The sequence below is a fragment of the Paenibacillus sp. NPDC056722 genome (assembly GCF_042790635.1).
GTDB lineage: Bacteria > Bacillota > Bacilli > Paenibacillales > Paenibacillaceae > Paenibacillus_AQ > Paenibacillus_AQ agri.
Genome location: NZ_JBHTYV010000007.1, coordinates 255,821 through 277,351, shown reverse-complemented (window position 1 = coordinate 277,351; position 21,531 = coordinate 255,821). Strand labels below are relative to the sequence as shown.

Below are 21,531 nucleotides of genomic sequence, written 5' to 3'. Positions count from 1 at the left end.
ACACGGACATTTTCTGCATCCGTCACAGCAGATGATGTCTTTTTATGATGTCTTTTTATATGGAGAGGAGATCAGTACATGACGTTGCTGGAGAAGCCGTACAACAGTGGTCAACAGGCACAGGAGGCTTTATTGGAAGAAGTTATTCATTTGGGGCGCGATATTATTGACAGCCGGGACTTGGACTTGCTCAGGGAGAACGCAAATTTGAACGGGGAGAGTTTCTCCGGTAAAATGAGCAAGTTCGGCAGTGAATATTCCAAATGGTATGCCCGTAACTTCACGATGCCGCCGCAGTTGGTACAAGCCATCAAGGACAACGTCGTCTATGTGCATGATCTGGACCAATATGCGATCGGAACGACCAATTGTATTTTTATCCCGTTCGAGAAGCTTCTGCGTGAAGGCTTCAACACGGGGAATGGCAGTGTACGCCCCCCGAACTCGATTATGACGGCAATGGCGCTGGTAGCGATAATTTTCCAATCCCAGCAAAATGCCCAATACGGCGGCGTATCCGCCAATAAGCTGGACTACGATCTGGCTCCTTATGTCACCAAGTCCTTTGCCAAGCTGTTCCGCAAGGGCCTGGATTATTTTGAAGAGATCCAAACCACAGAACCGCTAGACCTTGGCGAGATTCATATGAGCCGTACGGATCTGGCAGAGCAGTATCCTAAGGCGTTCCGTTTTGCGATAAAAGAAACCGAAAGTGAAACACTCCAGGCCGCCGAGAGTATGATACATAACCTGAACACCATGTCGAGCCGGTCCGGCGGACAAATTCCGTTCACCAGCATCAACTACGGAACTTGCACCTCGCCGGAAGGCCAACTTGTGATCAGTTCCTTGCTGACGGCAACGATGCACGGACTCGGCAGTGGCGAGACGCCAGTGTTCCCGATTCAAATCTTCAAGTGTAAGCAAGGTGTTAACCAGCAACCAGGTGATCCGAACTACGAACTGTTCATCAAGGCGGCTGAGTGCTCTGCACGCAGACTATATCCGAACTTCGCCAACCTGGACGCACCGCTCAATATGCAGTATTATGATTCTTCTAATCCCGATACCGAGTTCGCCACCATGGGCTGCCGCACCCGCGTGCTTAGCGACCGTTTTGGCCGCAATCATTGCTCTGGTAAAGGTAACCTTTCCTTTAATACGCTGAATCTGGTGCGACTCGGTTTGGCACATGGCATCGTCACAGGCCGCCGGATGGTGGCTGATGAAGAAGGTTTCTATAGAGACCTGGATCATTATCTGGACGTTGCGCTGGACGGTCTGCTTCACCGCTTCCGCATTCAAGCCTCCCAGAAGGCCAAAGCATCCGATTTCATGATGCGTGAAGGGGTCTGGGAAGGCGGCGAACATTTGGCGCCAGAGGATAGCGTTGGCGAGCTGTTGAAGCATGGCAGCCTGTCGCTTGGCTTCATCGGGATTGCCGAATGCATGAAGGCTATGTACGGCAAGCACCACGGTGAAGACATGGCGGTTCACGCCAAAGCGCTGGCTATCGTCCGCCACATGCGGGAATATTGCGATCGGAAGAGCGAGGAATATAATCTCAATATCACCCTATTCGCTACGCCTGCCGAAGGGTTATCCGGCAAGTTCACGAAGGTTGATCATAAAGTATTGGGATCCATTCCCGGTGTCACCGACCGCGAATATTATACCAACTCGTTTCACATTCCTGTATACTACACTCTGGGCGCTGCCCAGAAGATCAGTCTGGAAGCTCCTTTCCATGAGTACTGCAATGCCGGTGCGATCTCGTATGTCGAATTAGATGGCAACGCACGCAGCAACCCGGCCGCTTTTGTAAAAATTATCCGATACGCTCTCCAGCAGGAGATTAGCTACTTTAGCATCAACCACCCTATAGACCGCTGCCAGGGCTGCGGCTATGAAGGGGTTATCGGCACGAACTGCCCTTCCTGCGGCGCCCATGAGAATGAAGTTCATATCCGGCGTTTACGCCGGGTAACGGGATATTTGACCGGAGATTATCAGACCCGCTTCAATGCGGCCAAGCAGGCGGAAGTAAGGGACCGGGTTAAGCATCTATGAATATTTGCGGCTACTACCCCGAGTCAATCAATGAAGGTGAGGGCCTGCGGGCCGTCCTCTTCATTAGCGGGTGCCGCCACCGCTGCCCGGGCTGCTTCAATCCGAAGACGTGGAATTTTAATTACGGGGAAGCCTTTACCCCGGAGCGCAGACGCGAGCTAATCGCGGAGATTGCGGCCAACCCCCTACTGGACGGACTAACATTGGCAGGCGGTGACCCTTTCTTTTCTGCAGAAGAAGTAGTAGAGTTCATTGAGGAACTTCGTGCCACGCTCCCAGACTTCCCCGTCTGGATTTACAGCGGGTACACGTACGAAGAGATTACAGTGGTCTCCGGTTCGCCGGAATGGCGTCTGCTCAGCCAGTGTCAGGTGCTGATTGACGGACGTTTTGAAGAAGCATTAAAGGATACCACTCTCCCCTACCGCGGGAGCTCCAATCAACGCATTATTGATATTGAGGCCAGCCTTGCCGGCCCTGACATCGTACTTTGGCAGCCAACGACGCTTTAGCCGTTTTTGGCGCCTTTTACGGTCTAATAGATCAATTTTTAATAATCATAATTAAATTCAAAATATGAAGGGATGTACAATTATGCCGCAACTCGTAGTAAAACCCGATAATCGCCAATTGGCTTTTGATGAAATCCGCCTTTCCGTATACGCTGACCGCATTCTGAACGGACTTGAACAACTTAGCAAGGAGTCCCTCCTGCGTGGAGTACAATCTAAGCTACGCCGTGACGAAGTGAGCGGAGAAGAAATCAGCAGCGCATTCACGATGAGCGCCCTGGAACTGGTAAGCAAAGAAGAGCCGGAATGGAAATTTGCTGCTGCACGTTCGCTTTTAACTTCATTATATAAGAAAGCTGCTGTAAACCGCCGTTATAAAGCCTATCCGGAAGAGCCCTACGGTGAGCTATATCCCCTGATTGCTGATCTGGTGAAAAAAGGGATCTACCGCGAAGAACTGCTCTCCCACTATACGAAGGCACAAATTAACGAGCTTGGCGCTACAATTGACTATACCCGCGATCTGCTGTTTGACTATATTGGCCTACTGACCCTGTCTGACCGCTATTTGGCGCATGATTTTGACGGCCGTGTCATGGAATTGCCGCAAGAGCGTTACATGATCATTGCGATGTACCTGATGCACACCGAGCCGGAAGAGAAACGTATGGAGCTTGTAAAAGAAGCCTACTGGGCGATGAGCAACATCTATATGACTGCTGCTACTCCAACTATGTCCAATGCAGGTAAAAAAGTAGCCGGTCAGCTCTCCAGCTGCTTCATCGACACTGTAGACGACTCTCTCGAAGGGATCTTCGATTCCAATACAGACGTGGCCAGACTCAGTAAAATGGGCGGCGGTATCGGTGTCTACCTTGGTAAAGTCCGGGCCCGCGGTTCCGATATCCGTGGTCACAAGAACACCAGCTCCGGCGTTATCCCGTGGATTCGCCAGCTGAACAATACCGCTGTCAGCGTAGACCAGCTTGGTACGCGCAAAGGCGCCGTGGCTGTATATCTTGACGTCTTCCACAAGGACATTCTGGCCTTCCTGGATCTTAAGCTGAACAACGGCGACGAGCGGATGCGCGCGCATGACGTTTTCCACGGTGTCTGCCTGCCAGACTTGTTCATGGAAGCTGTAGAAGCACGCAGCCACTGGAACCTGTTCTGTCCGCATGAAATCAAAAAAGTGATGGGCTGGAAGGACGAGAATGGCCGCCCGCTCGGTCTTGAAGATTTCTACGACGAAGAGCTTGGACAAGGCACCTTCCGTGAGAAATATGCAGAAGCTACGGCCAACCTGGAGTTGTCCCGGATCACAGTTCCTGCCATCGACATTATGAAACGGATTATGAAGTCTCAGCTTGAGACAGGCACACCATACATGTTCTACCGTGACACCGTTAACCGTGCTAACCCGAACAGACATGCAGGTATGGTCTTCTCCTCCAACCTGTGCACCGAGATCATGCAGAACCAATCCGCTACGGTTATTGAACAGGAAGAACTGGTGACCAAAGACGGCCAGACTCGAATTGTTATTTCCAAAATCCCTGGCGATTTCGTAGTCTGCAACCTGAACTCCATCCACTTGGCCCGTGCAGTTCCTGCAGGTGTGCTGGAGCGTCTGGTACCGATCCAGGTTCGTATGCTGGATAACGTTATCGACATCAACAACATTGAAGTATTGCAAGCTCAATATACAAACAGCCAATACCGTGCCGTCGGCCTCGGAACTTTCGGTCTGCATCACTTGCTGGCCCTGAAAGGCATCCGTTGGGAATCCGAAGAGGCCGTAGAATACAACAACCATCTGTACGAGCATATTAACTATCTACTGGTACGTTCCAGCATGGAGCTTGCCCGCGAAAAAGGACGTTATCCGAAATTCGCAGGTTCCGATTGGGAATCTGGCGCATACTTTACTTCACGCGGCTACACCAGCGGCGAGCAAGAAGGCAAGTATGTGACCACTGAGCAATGGCGTGAACTGCAAGAAGAAGTTGCCAAGGATGGCGTTCGTAACGCCTGGATGTTCGCGATTGCGCCGAACGGCTCCACTTCGATCATCGCCGGCTCTACAGCCAGTATTGACCCATTGTACGAACTGCTCTCCTACGAGGAGAAAACAACATACAAGATTGCTAACCCTGCCCCAGATCTGTCCGAGAAGACAATCTGGTACTATAAAACAGCTTTCATGATTGACCAAAACTGGTCGATCCGCATGGCTTCGGCCCGTCAGCGCCATGTCGATCAAGCGCAAAGCTTCAACCTGTATGTGCGCCCTGACATCAAAGCAACAGAGTTCCTGGAACTGCACCTGAACGCCTGGAAGGGCGGCCTGAAATCCACTTATTATGTGCGCAGCCGTGCATTAACGATTGAAGAGTGCGAATCTTGCGCGAGCTAATAAAGGGCGGGAAGAAGTGAAGGGGGTACCTCCCCAACTAAGAGCATTTTTGTACCTTATATTTATTAAATGAAGGTGAATAAGGGAAATAAGCGCATTATTGTACCTTATTTTAGAAAAAATGCTCTAAAAAGAGGTCTTATAGCAGATTTAAGGTACAAAATTGCCCTTAACTACCACTAACCCCGTTAGTACAGTGATTTTAAGGTACAAAAATGCCGTTAATTACACAGCCGTAGTCACGGAGAGGAACGTTTGGAACTGTAGGAGCATAGCGTTCGCCTGAAAGCTTTCCGTAGGAAAGCTCGCAACGTAGGCTGTCTACAGTGACTGGAAATTCAAACATTGCTCGAAGTGACTTTTAAGGCTTCGGATTTTAAAACGATCTGCTTAGTTTAAACGCGCAAAAAATGGAGGGAAAAATAAATGCAATTGCAAAAAATATTCAACACCGAAGCACCCAACCAATCCACACGCATCATCGAAGGTGAATGCTCCGGGATTCTGAACTGGAACGATATCCGCATGCCCCACATGTACAAACTGTACAAGGTGCTGCTGCTGAACCACTGGATCGCCGATGAAATTCCAATGTCCAAGGATGCTCAACAATTCCCGAACCTGGACCCTGAGGAGCAGCGTGTATTCAAAATCAACATCGCCCTGCTGGCCGTGCTGGATTCCATGCAAACGATGTATGTAGGTGATGTGAAGCGGTATTTAACCGATTCCTCGCTGGAGGCAATCTCCGCCATTATTGGACAGCAGGAGGTTGTACACAACCAGTCCTATTCCTACGTCCTTTCTTCCATCGTGTCGGAGGGCGAGCAGAAGGAAATTTTCGAATATTGGAAAAAAGATCCTGTGCTATTGGAACGCAATCAGTTCATCTCCGAAATCTATCAAGCATTCCGCGATGAGCCGTCCAAGGACACTTTCTTCCGTGCGCTCGTAGCCGATCTCATTCTCGAAGGGGTCTTCTTCTACAGCACCTTTGCCTTCTTCTATAATCTGGCCCGTGACCAGAAGATGATGGCGACCAGCCAGATGATCTCTTATATCCAACGTGACGAGAATCAGCACTGCTACTTCTTCGCTGAAGTATTCAAGCAGTTGCTGGCCGATTTCCCGGAGCTGAACACCAAGGAAAATATGGATTATGTTTATCGTACTTTTGACCGTGCGGTGGAACTGGAGACCAACTGGGCTCATTACACCCTCTCGAATGTAGAAGGCATTGACCTGAACGAACTCGGCGACTACATCAAGTACATTGCGAACAAGCGCCTAACCCTGATGGGTATGGAAAAAGCTTATGAAGGTGTAGATGTGAACTGCATGCCTTGGATCAAGCCTTTCTCTGATGACGCACTGAACGCGACCAAAACCGACTTCTTCGAAGCCAAGTCCCGCAACTACGGCAAGGTAGGCGACGATAACGGATTTGATGATTTGTAAGATAAAAATAAGCAGACCGTCTAGTGCGGTTCTGCTTTTTCTTTTATAGATCTGTTAAAATGAAGCCGCTCTTGTGCTTGTTTATTTAGGAATAAATGAGTGTATCAAGGAGGTTGACGATGAGAACGGTTGAGGTAATACCCTTTAATCACAAATGGGCTGCATTATATTGATTATTTCTGATGCCATTACATAAAAAGCGTCTCTCCCACCCTAACGGTGCGGAAGAGACGCTTCTTTCATTCATATTATGATAGCGGAATAATTGCTACCCTCTTAGGCTTTAACTCCCCGGGCAACACGATGCTCGGTTTCCTCAGCAAGCTCTTCCAGAGCAGCATTCAGACGCAGCTGCAATTCCTCGGCGACGTTCACTTGGCCCTGATCGTTACGAACGACCTGGGAGTCCACAGCGTATACGCCGCCCAGGATGTAACGTGCACCCAGTACGGATAGCACAGGCTTCAGCGCGTAGTCAATAGACAATAAATGCGCCAGACTGCCGCCCATAAAGAGCGGAAGCACGACTTTGCCGGCTAGCCCTTTTTGTGGAACCAGATCCAGGAAAGTCTTCAGCACGCCTGTGTAAGAGGCTTTGTATACCGGGCTGACTACGATTACGGCATCCGCTTCCGCGACCAGGCCATTCGCTTTAACGATGGCTTCGCTCTCAAACTTGGTATGAATCAAATCCTCCGCTGGCAGCTCCGCTACATTAATACGGTCAACCTCAAAACCGCGACGGACCAGATCCGCCTCAGCATATTCGATGACTGCATTGATGCGTGATACCAGGGATGGCGTTCCGTTAATGACAACAATTTTAGCCAACTTCTCCACCTCTTCTGTTCTGTTTATCAGCTTGCGCTGTTTATTCCGACTAAAATACTTTAAATTAAATCTAATCGTAACAAAGGGAGCGGATTTTTGTCAAACATAAACGTGAAGTCGCTCCCCCTTGCGTTGATTTCTTTCTTACGTTATACTAAGCAACAATATTAAATTGAGATCAGGCCAATGACCGGCATCCAACCGTGAGGCGTCTGCGACCGGAGCAATTCTATGTGTTCCCTAAGTTTACCGGGTTTCGCCCGTTACCGCGAAGACCAAAGAGGATCGAATTCATCATGCTATAGGGTGATTCGGTCAACCTGGGTGGCACCGCGAGCTGACGCTCCTCGTCCCATGGATGAGGGCGTTTTTTGTGTTTTTATAAGACAAAAGGAGCGAAACGGTATGCTGGATATGAATTGGATCAAGGACAACACGGAGACTCTCAGAAACACGGCAACGCAGAAGAATGTGGTATTTCCACTGGATGAATTGCTGGAATGGGAGGATAAGCGGCGCAGCCTGCTTCAGGAGACGGAACAGCTGCGGGCGAAGCGCAATGTGCTGACCAAAGAGGTGGAGCAACGGCTACGAGAGGGCGACCGCCCTGCCGGAGAGGCCGCTAAGGAACGTGTGCGCGAGATCAATAGCGCGCTAACGGGGCTGGAGGCCAGTCTGGCCGAAGCTGAGCAGCGCTGTAGCGAGCTGATGCTGCTCGCCCCGAACCCTGTATCGCTGGATACGCCCGTAGGACGTGATGATAGCGATAATGTCGAGCTGCGCCGAGTCGGGACACCGCCGGAATTCGATTTCACGCCGCGTGATCATGTAGAACTCGGTGAAATGCATGATATTCTGGATATCCCGCGAGGTGTCAAGGCCGGTGGACCGCGCAGCTATGTGCTTAAGGGAGCCGGACTCTACCTGCACCTTGCAGTACAGCGGCTCGCGCTGGATGTATTGACCGAGCGCGGCTTCACCGTTATGGATGTGCCAGTGATAGTTCGTCCGGAGACACTACAGCGCACCGGCTTTTTCCCTGGCGGTATGGACCAGACCTATGAGCTGAACGGGGAAAATCGCTGGCTCGCCGGAACCTCGGAGGTCTCGCTCGTCTCGCTATACAGCGACGAGATTGTAGAATTGGATAACCCCCTTCGCCTAGCCGGCATGTCGGCCTGCTTCCGGCGCGAGGTCGGCTCAGCGGGACGGGATGTACGCGGACTGTACCGGGTGCATCAGTTCTCGAAGATTGAGCAGGTTATTCTTTGCCGGAAAGATGAGGGCGTATCGGAGAGCCTTCTTCAGGAAATTACGGCCAATGCCGAATATATTCTTGAGCTGCTGGAACTGCCTTACAGAGTAGTTGCCGTCTGTACTGGGGATATGGCCCTAAAGACGCATAAGCAGTACGATATCGAGACCTGGATGCCTAGCAGAGGCGCATACGGAGAGACCCATTCGGCCTCCAATCTGCTGGATTTCCAGGCTCGGCGGTCGGGCATTCGCTATCGGGATTACGATGGACGACTACAGTATTGCCATACTTTGAACAACACTGCCGTGGCTACGCCGCGGATTCTGATTCCACTCCTGGAGAACCATCAACAAGAGGATGGCAGCATCTATATTCCCCAGGCCTTGCGCAAATATATGGATGGGCAAACCAAACTCAATCTCTAACGCCAAAGAAGGCTAGTAATTTCGAAGAGTCACCTTTTGAAAAAAATAGATAGAGTCACTCCTAAAGGCAGCGGATTCCCGCTGCCTTTTAGTGCTGTCTGCTTACCTGTGGGCATATTAATAGGAACATCTAGTCCTAAAGATATATCTAACATGAAGATACAAGTATATTTAACATGCATTTTACACAAATCAAGAAAAAGATGAAATCAATAGTGCATAATACATATAATTAACCAATGTATTATAATTTTCATGGTACTTTCTCTTTATTTTAAGTTTATTAACTATAAATTTATTATAAATCCGTTCAAATTAACATTAAATTAATATATATTGATGTGAGGCAACCTTTCATTTAACAATCAAATGGTAGGATTGTATAGGTTGTCAAATTTAGTTCTTGAGAGGGGTAGATTTAAACAAATGGTTATCTCTAAAAGGGTAAGGAAATGGCTCGCAGCAGGGCTAGCGATGCTGATTACGGTCGGCAATGTATTCCCTGCTGTCCATACCGCCCAAGCAGCGCCGGATAATAATGCGGTGGTCATATCGCAGGTTTATGGCGGCGGAGGAAACGGTGGAGCACCGTATAAAAATGACTTCATTGAATTATACAATCCTACGAATTCCTCAGTAGATTTGAGTGGTTGGAAAGTTCGCTATGCCAGCCTAACGGGTGCTTTTTCAAATACTACTGAGTTAAAAGGAACCATTCCTGCGAACGGATATTATCTTATTCAGGAAGCTGCAGGCACCAACAACGCTGCAAGTCTACCTATACCAGATATCATTGGCGAAATAGCAATGAGTGGAACAGGCGGAAAAGTTGACCTCGTTAACGGCTCCGGCGAAAGACTGGACCTGATAAGTTATGGCCCAACAGCCAGTGATTTCGAGGGCAAACCTGCCCCAGCTCTAACCAATTCCACATCCGCGATCCGCAAGGCGCATACCTTAGGCCCTGTTGATAACCGCGGACTGGATACTGACAATAACCTCAACGACTTCACAGTGGAGTCACCAAGCCCGCGCAACAGCAGCTACGGACAAGCGCCGGAAGCGCCAACTGCGGCAGCTCCTGTCGTGGCCTCACCGGCTCCGAATGCATGGCCTGTAGGGACTTCAATCTCCCTTAGCTCTCCTACTGTAGGAGCGTCTGTCTATGCTGCCGTGTATGGCAATGGCGGTACAAGAGACTATCAGCTCTTCGATCAGCCGATTCAATTAATTGCTGATACAGGAATTAACGCTTTTGCTTCGGCCCCTGGTTTGGCTGACAGTCCTGTCGCTAATTTTGTTTACTCGGTGCTCTACCAAAGTACCATTCCTGCTACAAGAGTTATGGAAAAAGGGCAAAATGTGTGGACAAAAGGCATCGTGACGCATATCGACGGCGCTGAAATGTACATACAGGATGGAGATGCAGGGATCGTTCTCTATGGTTTCCCGGCATTTGCTAACATTGGAGATGAAGTTGAAGCCTCCGGTGTGATGGAAATTTATAACGGTCTGCAAGAAATCAAGCCGCAAGCTGGCTTGTCTCAGAAAGTCATTACGCCAAATGTAGGCGTACCTGCTCCAAAATTGATAACTGCAGCTGATTTGAGCACAGCTAACGGCGAGAAACTTGAAGCTCAACTTGTAACGATGGAAAATGTCACTATCGTTAAAAAAGCCGGAAGCACAGTAACCGCAAAACAAGGCGATCAAGAATTCACAATTTATTCTCCGTTGTCCAAGCTTGATCCTGGAACTAGCGGGAAAACTTTTGAACGCATTACAGGTGTAATTAAGCAATTTAATACGACCTACCAGTTCATTCCGCTGAATGAGAACGCACTGGTTGAAGAAACTCTTTCCGTTATGGCCAGCCCAGGCGCAGGCCGCATCATTACTGGCAGTAAGGTAACTCTCTCCAGTCCAGCGGCTGGCGCAGAGATTTTCTACACAACCAACGGAACAGACCCAACAGCGGCAAGTACCAAGTATACAGCCCCGATTGTGGTCAACCAAAACGTTACTATTAAAGCCATTGCCGTGGCTGGAGGTCAGACAAGCAAGGTTTACACTTTTGCTTACACACCTTCTGAAGCTCCGCGTATCCATGATATTCAGGGCGAGACCCACAAGTCCGAATTTGACGGACAGACCGTCACGGATATAGAAGGTATTGTTACCCAATATGGATATACTTTTGCGAACGGCTCATACAAAGGATTCTTTATCCAAGATCCGAAGCCAGACAACAATCCGAATACTTCCGAAGGGATTTTTGTTTATAGCACAAACGCAAGCAAGAAGCCTGCTGTTGGAGACTTTGTAGCCGTAACAGGTGTAGTATCCGAATATAATGAAGGAAGCAGCACAAACCTGACTTCTACACAAATTACTCTGACAGACTTCAAACAACTGCCTAAAACAGGTGTATCTTTCCCTGAACCAGTCGTGCTCGGCAAGGGTGGACGTGTCATTCCTACATCCGTGCTCGACAACAGAACTGAGTTCCAATCCGATAAGGATGCCATCGATTTTTATGAATCCCTGGAAGGCATGCTGGTGAAGCTTCCTTCACCAACCATCCTCAGTCCTTATTGGACAAGTGGTAACGGCACTTCCCAGGTGTACAACATCGCAACAAGAATTGATAACGGAACTGAAGATGCTATTACGCCAGCAGGCGGCCTTGCGCTGAAAGAATACAAGAATTACAACCCGCAGCGCCTCCTGATCGCTTATGGTAATCCCGGTCAAGAAGTCGGTACTGGAGACACTTTCAACGGTGACATTACCGGCGTAATCGGCTACAACAACGGCAACTTTAAAGTGATTCCGGAGTATGGCATGCTGCCTTCCATCACCACAAGCCCGTTCAAGCAAGAGACGTCGACGATTGAGGTTAATACGGACAAGCTCTTGATCGCATCCTACAATATCGAGAACTATTACCCGGGTGTAGGCGAAGCCAAGACCAAAAAGCTCGCTGAATCCATCACAGCCAACATGAAAAAGCCGGATATTATCGGCGTTGTTGAAATGCAAGACAGCAATGGCGAAACCGACAATGGAACGGTTGAAGCCAACGCCACTCCGCTTATTCAAGCCATTCAGGCTGCAGGCGGTCCAGTATACAAGTACATTGATATTGCTCCACAGGATAAGAAAGACGGAGGAGCTCCAGGCGGTAACATCCGCGTAGGCTTCTTGTACAACCCGGAACGCGTAGAGCTGGCAGACAGTGTTAATGGTCAAAAGGGTACCTCTACACAATCGGTAGGTTACGATAAAGCAGCCGATAAGCTGACCTACAACCCTGGCCGGATCGATCCAACCAACGAAGCATTTACAAGCTCGCGTAAACCGCTCGCAGCACAATTTATCTTCCGCGGTGAGAAAGTCATTGTTATTGCCAACCACTTCAACTCCAAAGGTGGAGACACTGCTCCTTTCGGCAGCACTCAACCTCCGGTATTGTCCAGTGAAACTCAACGCCACAAGATCGCGGCTGTTGTGAATGGCTTCGTCAAGCAAGTACTGACAGCCAATCCTGATGCCAACATCGTAGCACTTGGCGACCTAAACGATTTCCAATTCACGCCGACTGCGGCGATTCTGAAAGGCGACGAACTGGATAATCTGATCGACAAACTGCCTTTGAATGAGCAGTATACGTATACTTATGACGGTAACTCTCAAGTCCTTGACCATATTCTGGTCAGCAAAAAACTGACGGCTTCTGCTGATGTGGATGTTATTCACCTGAACGCTGATTTCCCATCCTCCAGAGGACGTGTATCCGATCATGATGCTGTAATGGCTCAGATTGATGTAAAAGCTACAGGAGATTTCCCGCTGCGCATCCTGCACACCAACGATACGCACAGTCACCTTGAGACAGTTGTGAAACGCATGACTGCCATCAAACAAGAACGGACTCCAAACACCCTCTTGCTTGATGCTGGTGATGTATTCTCCGGTACCCTGTACTATACGAAGTTCGAAGGACTTGCCGATCTGGAGTTCATGAACTACATCGGTTACGATGCCATGACCTTCGGTAATCATGAATTCGACAATGGCTTGCCTACACTGAAGAAATTCATAGATAAGGCGAACTTCCCATTTGTCAGCTCCAACATTGACTTTACAACCAAAGACAATGAACTGAAGGGCAATTTCAAGAATGAAATTGGCGGACTGAACTCTTCTATTGAAAATAGTCACATCTATCCTGCCATCATTAAAGAAGTTAACGGACAGAAAGTCGGCATCTTCGGTCTCACTACTGAAGACACCGTTGGACTGGCTTCGCCAGGCGACAACATCGCCTTCCTGGACTACAAGACCAGCGCAGCTAACACTGTGAAGATGCTGCAAGATCAAGGCATTAACAAAATCATTGCTCTCTCCCACCTGGGCTACACTGTGGATGAGAAACTGGCTGTACAAGTACCAGGCATCGACGTAATCGTCGGCGGCCACTCGCATACGAAGCTGGATGCACCTGTCATCAAGAACAAGGACACCGAGCCAACCCTGATTCTGCAAACCGGCGAGTATGGACAAAACCTTGGCGAATTGGATGTTAAATTCAACGACAAGGGTGTTATCACTTCATACCAAGGCAAGCTGCTGGATGTTAGCAAATTTGCTGATGATGCAACAGCTAAGACTATGCTTGCCAAGTACGACGCTGAACTGACAGAGATCCGTAACACCAAGGTCGGCAATACCAATGTGGAACTGAGCGTCAATCGCGTTATCGACGGTAAATCCGTACGTGTTGTACGCCAGGAAGAAACGGCTATTGGTAACCTGATTGCAGACGGCGTGAACAGCAAATCCAAGGAATTGGTCTCCAAGCTGCTCTCTCCTACTGAACTGAGCACTATCAAAGGTTTCGTCTCGATCCAAAACGGCGGCGGTATCCGCGCAGGAATCAACAAAGGCACCATCACTCTAGGAGATGTGCTGACAGTAATGCCATTCTCCAACAGTCTGGTAGCCCTGAAAGTAACAGGACAAGAAATTATTGAATCGCTGGAGAACGGTGTAAGCGGACTGGAGAGTGACCAAGGACGTTTCGCACAAGTATCCGGCATGAAGTATACCTATGACTCCAAGAAGAAACCGGAGATCATCAACCCAACCACCAATGTCCTGGAGCAAAAAGGGGAGCGGATGGTATCCGTAGAGATCAAGCAAGCAGACGGAAGCTACGCTGCTATTGACCCTAAAGGCTACTATATCCTGTCCACGAACTCCTTCATGGCGGGCGGCGGTGACTTCTATCGCTCCCTGGCGAAAGCCAAGGCAGACGGACGTTACTATGAGCTGTATCTGCCGGACTATGAAGTGTTCACAGATTACCTGAAACAACATGGTGATGTGAACATGGGTCTGGAAGGACGCATTACGGATCAAAAAGGTGCTGTGCCATCACCTAAGCCAACAGAAATACCAACAGAAACACCAGCACCAACACCTACACCGGCACCAGAGAAAGATTTCCCGCTGCGCATCCTGCACACGAACGATACGCACAGTCACCTTGAGACAGTGGTGAAGCGGATGACAGCGATCAAGCAAGAACGTACCGACAACTCTATCTTGCTGGATGCAGGTGATGTATTCTCCGGTACTTTGTACTTTACGAAGTTCGAAGGACTTGCCGATCTGGAGTTCATGAACTACATCGGTTACGACGCCATGACCTTCGGAAACCACGAGTTCGACAAAGGCTTGCCGACACTGAAGAATTTCATCGATGAAGCGAAATTCCCATTTGTCAGCTCCAACATCGACTTTACAACGAAGAACAATGAACTAAAGGGCAACTTTAAGAATGAGATCGGCGGATTGAACGCTTCCGTTCAAAATGGCCACATCTACCCTGCTATTATTAAAGAAGTTAACGGACAGAAAGTCGGTATTTTCGGTCTCACTACTGAAGACACCGTCGGACTGGCTTCGCCAGGCGACAACATCGCCTTCCTGGACTACAAAACCAGCGCAGCTAATACTGTAAAAATGCTGCAAGATCAAGGTATTAACAAAATCATCGCTCTCTCCCACCTGGGCTACACTGTGGATGAGCAACTGGCTGTACAAGTACCAGGCATCGACGTAATCGTCGGCGGTCACTCGCATACGAAGCTGGATGCACCTGTCATCACGAACAAGGATAGCGAGCCAACACTGATCGTACAGACCGGAGAGTATGGTCAAAACCTTGGTGAGTTGGATGTTAATTTCAACGACAAGGGTGTTATTACTTCCTACAAAGGCAAGCTGCTGGATGTTAGCAAATTTGCTGATGATGCGAAAGCCAAGGAAATGCTTAAGGATTACGACGCCAAATTAGAAGAAGTACGCAAAACCAAGGTTGGTAAAACGAACGTGGAACTGGACACCAACCGCATCATCGATGGTAAATCCGTACGTGTTGTACGCCAAGAAGAAACAGTAATCGGAAACCTGATCGCAGATGGTGTGAATAGCAAGTCCAAGGAATTGGTCTCCAAGCTATTATCTCCAGAAGAGCAAGCCACGATCAAAGGTTTCGTCTCGATTCAAAACGGTGGCGGCATTCGCGTACCGATTAAGAAAGGCGACATCTTCCTTGGGGATGTACTTTCCGTAATGCCATTCTCCAACAGTCTCGTAGCGCTTAAAGTAACAGGTCAAGAGATTATTGAATCCTTGGAGAACGGTGTAAGCGGACTGGAAAGTGACCAAGGACGTTTTGCACAAGTATCTGGTATGAAATATACCTATGACTCCAAGAAGAAACCGGAGATCATCAACCCAACCACCAACGTCCTGGAGCAAAAAGGGGAACGGATGGTATCCGTAGAGATCAAGCAAGCAGACGGAAGCTACGTTGCTATTGATCCTAAAGGCTACTATATCCTGTCCACGAACTCCTTCATGGCGGGCGGCGGTGACTTCTATCGCTCCCTGGCGAAAGCTAAGGCCGATGGACGTTACTATGAACTCTATCTGCCAGACTTTGAAGTATTCACGGAATATTTAGGAAAGATTGGCGAGGTGAATATGGAGCTTGAGGGCCGGATTACCGATCTGAAAGGCTCACAAGCACCAGGCAAAGAATTCCCGCTGCGCATCCTGCACACGAACGACACCCACAGTCACCTTGAGACTGTTGTGAAACGGATGACCGCGATCAAGCAAGAACGTACCGACAACTCTATCCTGCTAGATGCAGGTGATGTATTCTCCGGTACTTTGTACTTTACGAAGTTCGAAGGGCTTGCTGACCTGGAGTTCATGAACTACATCGGTTACGATGCCATGACCTTCGGGAACCACGAGTTCGACAAAGGCTTACCAACACTGAAGACCTTTGTAGATAAGGCGAACTTCCCAATTGTCAGCTCCAACATTGACTTTACAACTAAAGACAATGAGCTGAAGGGCAACTTCAAGAATGAGATCGGCGGACTGAACACTTCCGTTCAAAATGGCCACATCTACCCTGCCATTATTAAAGAAGTTAACGGACAGAAAGTCGGAATCTTTGGTCTTACTACTGAAGACACCGTTGGACTGGCTTCGCCAGGTGACAACATCGCCTTCCTGGACTACAAAACCAGCGCAGCTAACACTGTGAAGATGCTGCAAGATCAAGGCATTAACAAAATCATTGCTCTCTCCCACCTGGGCTACACTGTGGATGAGCAACTGGCTGTACAAGTACCAGGCATCGACGTAATCGTCGGCGGCCACTCGCATACGAAGCTGGATGCACCTGTCATCAAGAACAAGGATGGCGAACCGACCCTGATTCTTCAAACCGGCGAGTATGGACAAAACCTTGGTGAGTTGGATGTTAATTTCAACGACAAGGGTGTTATCACTTCCTACAAAGGCAAGCTGCTGGATGTCAACAAATTTGCTGACGATGCGACAGCTAAGTCTATGCTTGAGAAATATGATAAAGAGCTGACAGAAATTCGTGGCACCCAGGTGGGCAAAACGAATGTAGAGCTGAGTGTGAACCGCGAAATCGATGGCAAATCGACTCGTGTCGTACGTAAGGAAGAGACAGCTATCGGGAATCTGATCGCAGACGGCGTGAACAGCAAGTCCAAGGAATTGGTTACCAAGCTGTTGTCTTCTGATGATCTGGCTACTATCAAAGGTTTTGTCTCAATTCAAAATGGCGGCGGTATCCGCGCTGGTATCAACAAAGGTAATATTTCTCTCGGCGATGTACTGACAGTAATGCCATTCTCCAACAGTCTGGTAGCCCTGAAAGTAACGGGACAAGAAATTATTGAATCCCTGGAAAACGGTGTGAGCGGACTGGAAAGTGACCAAGGACGTTTTGCACAAGTATCCGGTATGAAGTACACCTATGATTCATCCAAGAAACCGGAAATCATTAACCCAACCACCAATGTTCTGGAGCAAAAAGGGGAACGGATGGTATCTGTAGAGATCAAACAAGCAGATGGAAGCTACGTTGCTATTGATCCAAAAGGTTACTATATCCTGTCCACGAATTCCTTCATGGCAGGCGGCGGTGACTTCTATCGCTCCCTGGCGAAAGCTAAGGCAGACGGACGCTATTATGAGCTATATCTGCCAGACTATGAAGTATTCACAGATTATCTGAAACAAATTGGTGATGTGAACATCGCTCTTGAGGGACGGATTAAAGACCTGAAAGGTGCTGTACCTACACCTGAGACTTCACCAACACCGTCACCAACGCCGGTGCCAACGAGTCCATCTGGAGGATCGGGATCCACTCCAGCACCAACAGCAACACCAAGTGCAACAACTTCACCTACAGCAGCGCCATCTCCAGCGGCAACGCAACAGGTGACGACCATTACACCATCTGAGCTGACTGCACAATTGGCTAAATTGCCAGCTGGCAGCAATGAACTGGTCATCCCGGTCACTGCTTCTGCAGGTGGCGCACAAATCGTGCTTCCAGGCAGCGTTATTGTTGCTCAGGCAGCTGCTCAACCGAATACTATTCTGACCTTTACTGCAGGCAGCACTTCCTATTCCATGCCTGTAAGCATCATCAAAGGAGCTGCACTTGCTAATCAATTGGGTACAAGTGACTTTACAGTTACTGTCTCTATGACACCAGCTGACTCTGTTACGCTGAGCAGTGTTAACAGTGCTGCGGCACAACAAGGCTCCATTACCCTTGCCGGACCTGTGATTGAATTCAGCGTCACAGCCCAAGCAGGAACGAAGAATGTTCCAGTAAACAGCTTTGGCAGCACCTACGTTAAGCGGACAATCACAGTTCCAGGCGCTTTGAATGCACAGAACGCTACAGCAGTGGTCTTCGACCAAGCTAGCGGACAGTTGATCTTCGTGCCATCCGTCTTTACAGCCAAAGCAGACGGAACAACAGAAGTAACCATTACACGCAACAGCAACAGCATTTATACTGTGATCCAATCCAGCAAGTCGTTCGGAGATACTGCCGGACACTGGGCGAAGTCATCTATTGATCTGCTGGCTTCCAAACAGATTGTGAGCGGAACAAGCAACACTACCTTCTCCCCTTCACAATCGGTCAGCCGTGCTGAATTCGCAGCATTGATCACACGGGCACTGGGCCTGGAAACTGTTAGCGGCGGAACAACGTTCAGCGATGTCAGCTCGTCCAAGTGGTATGCGGGCGCTATCCAGACAGCTTCTGCAGCTGGCCTGATCTCTGGTTATACAGATGGTACTTTCCGTCCGGACAGTCAGATTTCCCGTCAGGAAATGGCAACTGTATTGGCTAAAGCCATCAAGTATACAGGCGCTACTCTGAATGCGGACCCTGCTGTACTGGCTAAGTTCAGCGATGCAGCCGGTATTCCGGCCTGGTCCCGCGAAGCCGTAGCAGAAATTGCGGCCGCTGGCATCATCCAGGGAACACCTGACGGAGCTTTCGCTCCACAAAAAGCGGCAACCCGTGCGGAAGCCGTAACTATGCTGGAGAAGACTCTGAAGTCACTTCACTTCATCAACTAGACTTCAAGTCGATCCATCATTAAACCACAGATCGTAAAGCATCAATAAAGAGGGACCTGGGCGAAATTTTCGTCCGGGTCCCTCTTATTATTTTGCATAGAACGGAGCCTGCATCAGGTCAGGCCTGCAACACAACCGCTATTTCCATGGTAAAACGGGGATTGAATTTTCAAAATTATTCCATTATAATGAAACCTATATTAGGTTCTACATTTATAGAACCTATTCAATGATCGCATTTAACCTAACTAATCAATATCAATTAACTCTGAGAGGACAAGTGAACCTATGCCCCCTATCAACTACACTGTGGAGGTAGATTTTGCACCCATTTATGAATGTGTAAATAGCTTTAACGCGTTTCTCCGCAAGCAGAGTCATGCGGTCATGGATTCAGGAAAGCTCTGGGTTCGGGAAGTTCAGCAGCACTTATCACCTGCGCAGCTACAAAAGATGCGAGAAGCCATGGATGCAACGGATGAGTCCAATCTCTATCCTTATATCTGGAACTGTCCAGGTGATCGTTCTGTTACCAGCTTCCTGGATTGGCTGGACGCCCTCTCCTCGGGGGAGCTCTATGAGATCGCTGCCCGGTATAACCTCAGCGTTCCTCCTAATCTTCCAGAACTACGCGACCTAGCCTCTGAGGCTTTACGGGTTTGGAACACCCATTACTTCAGCGGCATCAACCAGGCTATCATTGAGGGCCTTGAGCGCCAAGCCGAGTACAGGCGCGAAATGTTGAACAAAGATAACAGTATGGAGGTCTATGAGCAGGCTACACAAGGCATGCGGCTGTATCCTACGGATCTTCTGAAGCAAGTTGTGATCATTCCCCAGTATCATACACGTCCACTCGTGACCAGTGCTATTTATGATGAGGTTATTTTCACCAGCTATTCCTGCGATGTTCTTCCGCCCGGAGAAGGCCGGCCGCCCGCAGAACTGCTGCGGCTAACACATGCGCTGTCGGATGAAACAAGACTCTGCATCCTTCGCTTGCTGACAGGGAAGCAGCTTACGTTCACCGAGATCGTTCGGGAGGTCGGCTTATCCAAAAGCACGATCCACTACCATCTCATCACCCTTCGAGCGGCAGGACTTGTTATCGTGCACTATAACAATAAGACTACAGACTATAGCCTGCGCCTGGAGGCACTGGACGATCTGCCCCGGCAAATCGGCGATTACATGAAGAGCTGATGGGAAAGGCACATTAGGGAGAACCCAAGCTTTAGGGAGGAATCACATGTTAAAACGCGGTTACTACGGTTTGCTGGCCACAATATCGCTCAGTTCCCTGGGCGATACCTTCGGGCTGCTGGCGATGGAGTGGCTGGTCTATGATTTGACCGGCTCCAAGCTGGCCATGGGTGCCTTAGCGCTCAGCTCCAGCATTCCTGAGTTCATCCTCCGGCTCATCGGTTCACCGTTGTCTGATCGGCTGCACCGCAGCCGATTTATGGCCGGCCTGGCAGCAGTGCGTCTGCTGGCCATACTGGTGCCGCTGACGATGGGTCTGGCCGGACAGCTTCAGCTGTGGCATCTGTTTCTTGCAGCCGGACTCAGCGGTGCATGTGCCGCCCTCTTTATGCCAACAGCGATGGCTGTCGTGCCCGACGTGGCGGACACTCGCAAGCTAGTGCGCGCGTTTGCCGTAATCGACGGCTTCAAGAACGCAGCTGCCTTGCTGGGTCCTGCCATGGCCGGCGCTCTGACAGCCGCCGCCGGAGCGCTGCCGGCCATGGGTGTTTACGCCGTCTGCTACACAGGGGCCATCGTTACTTTACTATGGCTGCCCAAGATGCAGACACCTGCAAAGAACGGGAGCAATTTATCCTTGGCCCGCTACATCCGGGAGATTACAGAAGGCTTCTCTTTCTATAAGAACTTTCCAGCCATGCTGACGATCATGTGCATGGTGGCAATCAGTAATATGTGCAATATTGCTGTCTGGACGATGATCATTCCCTTTGTAAGAGATGTGCTGAATAGGGATGCCGTCGCTATAGGTGCTCTGACTACAGTTTTTGCACTGGGTACCTTAGTCGGGCTAACCATGATTTCATTCCTTGGAGAAATCAAACAAAGGCAGACGGTCATGCTATCAAGCCTCATGGTTATCGGCCTCTCTACGACATTAATAGGATTTGCTTCGAGTTATCCCTTGGTGCTGGCGGCTCAGTTCATCACCGGAGTGGCAGCCCCCTTCTTCGGTTCGCTAAGTTCTTCCTTACATGGGCGCCTGGTTCCGTCCCATTTGCAGGGGCGGGTCAACTCGATCCGCTTTTTGATTGGCGGCAGCCTGCAACCAGTCGGTGCTATGGGCGGAGCAGCAATAGCACATGCTTACGGTCTGCCTATTCTTTTCCTGGCCGCTGGTCTGATTCCTATCCTGTGTTCAGGAGTAGCAATGCTACTACCTGTTCTAAAAGGAATTAACGGAGATCTGTCAGATCTGGAGGCGAAACAGAGGCAAAAACAACATCTAACAACGAATAAAGGAGATGTTCCGGCATAACGGAGCATCTCCTTTTGATCAACAAC

At 49.3% G+C, this 21,531-nt stretch carries 9 protein-coding genes; 8 read left to right on the top strand and 1 reads right to left on the bottom strand.

What is annotated here, in order from left to right:
• Positions 1–78: 78 nt before the first annotated feature.
• The 4 genes from ACFRAM_RS18865 (at position 79) to ACFRAM_RS18850 (ending at position 6,456) form a co-directional block, all read left to right on the top strand.
• Positions 79–2,070 (top strand): anaerobic ribonucleoside triphosphate reductase, encoded by a 1,992-nt coding sequence (locus ACFRAM_RS18865; protein WP_379467160.1) that lies wholly within the window; start codon positions 79–81, stop codon positions 2,068–2,070.
• On the top strand, positions 2,067–2,582 hold the full coding sequence (gene nrdG / locus ACFRAM_RS18860; protein WP_379467159.1) for an anaerobic ribonucleoside-triphosphate reductase activating protein: 516 nt from the start codon (positions 2,067–2,069) through the stop codon (positions 2,580–2,582). The genes ACFRAM_RS18865 and nrdG overlap by 4 nt, the downstream gene beginning before the upstream one ends.
• A gap of 82 nt (positions 2,583–2,664) precedes the next feature.
• Entirely contained in the window at positions 2,665–4,998 is a 2,334-nt protein-coding gene (locus ACFRAM_RS18855) for a ribonucleoside-diphosphate reductase subunit alpha (protein WP_066374731.1), read from the top strand.
• A 426-nt stretch (positions 4,999–5,424) separates the two neighbouring features.
• A complete protein-coding gene (locus tag ACFRAM_RS18850; protein ID WP_175370827.1) occupies positions 5,425–6,456 on the top strand; it encodes a ribonucleotide-diphosphate reductase subunit beta in 1,032 nt (343 codons plus the stop codon).
• Between the two features lie 276 nt (positions 6,457–6,732).
• Here ACFRAM_RS18850 and ssuE read toward each other — a convergent pair whose 3' ends face one another.
• Complete coding sequence (gene ssuE, locus ACFRAM_RS18845) at positions 6,733–7,287, bottom strand: NADPH-dependent FMN reductase (RefSeq protein WP_066374736.1); 555 nt, start codon at positions 7,285–7,287, stop codon at positions 6,733–6,735.
• Positions 7,288–7,692: 405 nt separating this feature from the next.
• Here ssuE and serS point away from each other — a divergent pair, with 405 nt between their 5' ends.
• The 4 genes from serS (at position 7,693) to ACFRAM_RS18825 (ending at position 21,505) form a co-directional block, all read left to right on the top strand.
• Entirely contained in the window at positions 7,693–8,970 is a 1,278-nt protein-coding gene (gene serS, locus ACFRAM_RS18840) for a serine--tRNA ligase (RefSeq protein ID WP_379467158.1), read from the top strand.
• 426 nt (positions 8,971–9,396) lie between these two features.
• Positions 9,397–18,984, top strand: a complete 9,588-nt coding sequence (locus tag ACFRAM_RS18835) for a 5'-nucleotidase C-terminal domain-containing protein (RefSeq protein ID WP_379467157.1) — start codon at positions 9,397–9,399, stop codon at positions 18,982–18,984.
• 288 nt (positions 18,985–19,272) lie between these two features.
• On the top strand, positions 19,273–20,187 hold the full coding sequence (locus tag ACFRAM_RS18830; RefSeq protein ID WP_379467156.1) for an ArsR/SmtB family transcription factor: 915 nt from the start codon (positions 19,273–19,275) through the stop codon (positions 20,185–20,187).
• A gap of 46 nt (positions 20,188–20,233) precedes the next feature.
• Positions 20,234–21,505: an MFS transporter gene (locus ACFRAM_RS18825; RefSeq protein WP_379467155.1), complete on the top strand. Its 1,272-nt coding sequence runs from the start codon at positions 20,234–20,236 to the stop codon at positions 21,503–21,505.
• Positions 21,506–21,531: the final 26 nt, after the last annotated feature.

What these genes read in the sequence shown, in the direction of transcription:
- ACFRAM_RS18865 (WP_379467160.1), top strand. Translation starts at nt 79, where the DNA reads ATGACGTTGCTGGAGAAGCCGTACAACAGTGGTCAACAGGCACAGGAG.
- nrdG (WP_379467159.1), top strand. Translation starts at nt 2,067, where the DNA reads ATGAATATTTGCGGCTACTACCCCGAGTCAATCAATGAAGGTGAGGGC.
- ACFRAM_RS18855 (WP_066374731.1), top strand. Translation starts at nt 2,665, where the DNA reads ATGCCGCAACTCGTAGTAAAACCCGATAATCGCCAATTGGCTTTTGAT.
- ACFRAM_RS18850 (WP_175370827.1), top strand. Translation starts at nt 5,425, where the DNA reads ATGCAATTGCAAAAAATATTCAACACCGAAGCACCCAACCAATCCACA.
- serS (WP_379467158.1), top strand. Translation starts at nt 7,693, where the DNA reads ATGCTGGATATGAATTGGATCAAGGACAACACGGAGACTCTCAGAAAC.
- ACFRAM_RS18835 (WP_379467157.1), top strand. Translation starts at nt 9,397, where the DNA reads ATGGTTATCTCTAAAAGGGTAAGGAAATGGCTCGCAGCAGGGCTAGCG.
- ACFRAM_RS18830 (WP_379467156.1), top strand. Translation starts at nt 19,273, where the DNA reads ATGCCCCCTATCAACTACACTGTGGAGGTAGATTTTGCACCCATTTAT.
- ACFRAM_RS18825 (WP_379467155.1), top strand. Translation starts at nt 20,234, where the DNA reads ATGTTAAAACGCGGTTACTACGGTTTGCTGGCCACAATATCGCTCAGT.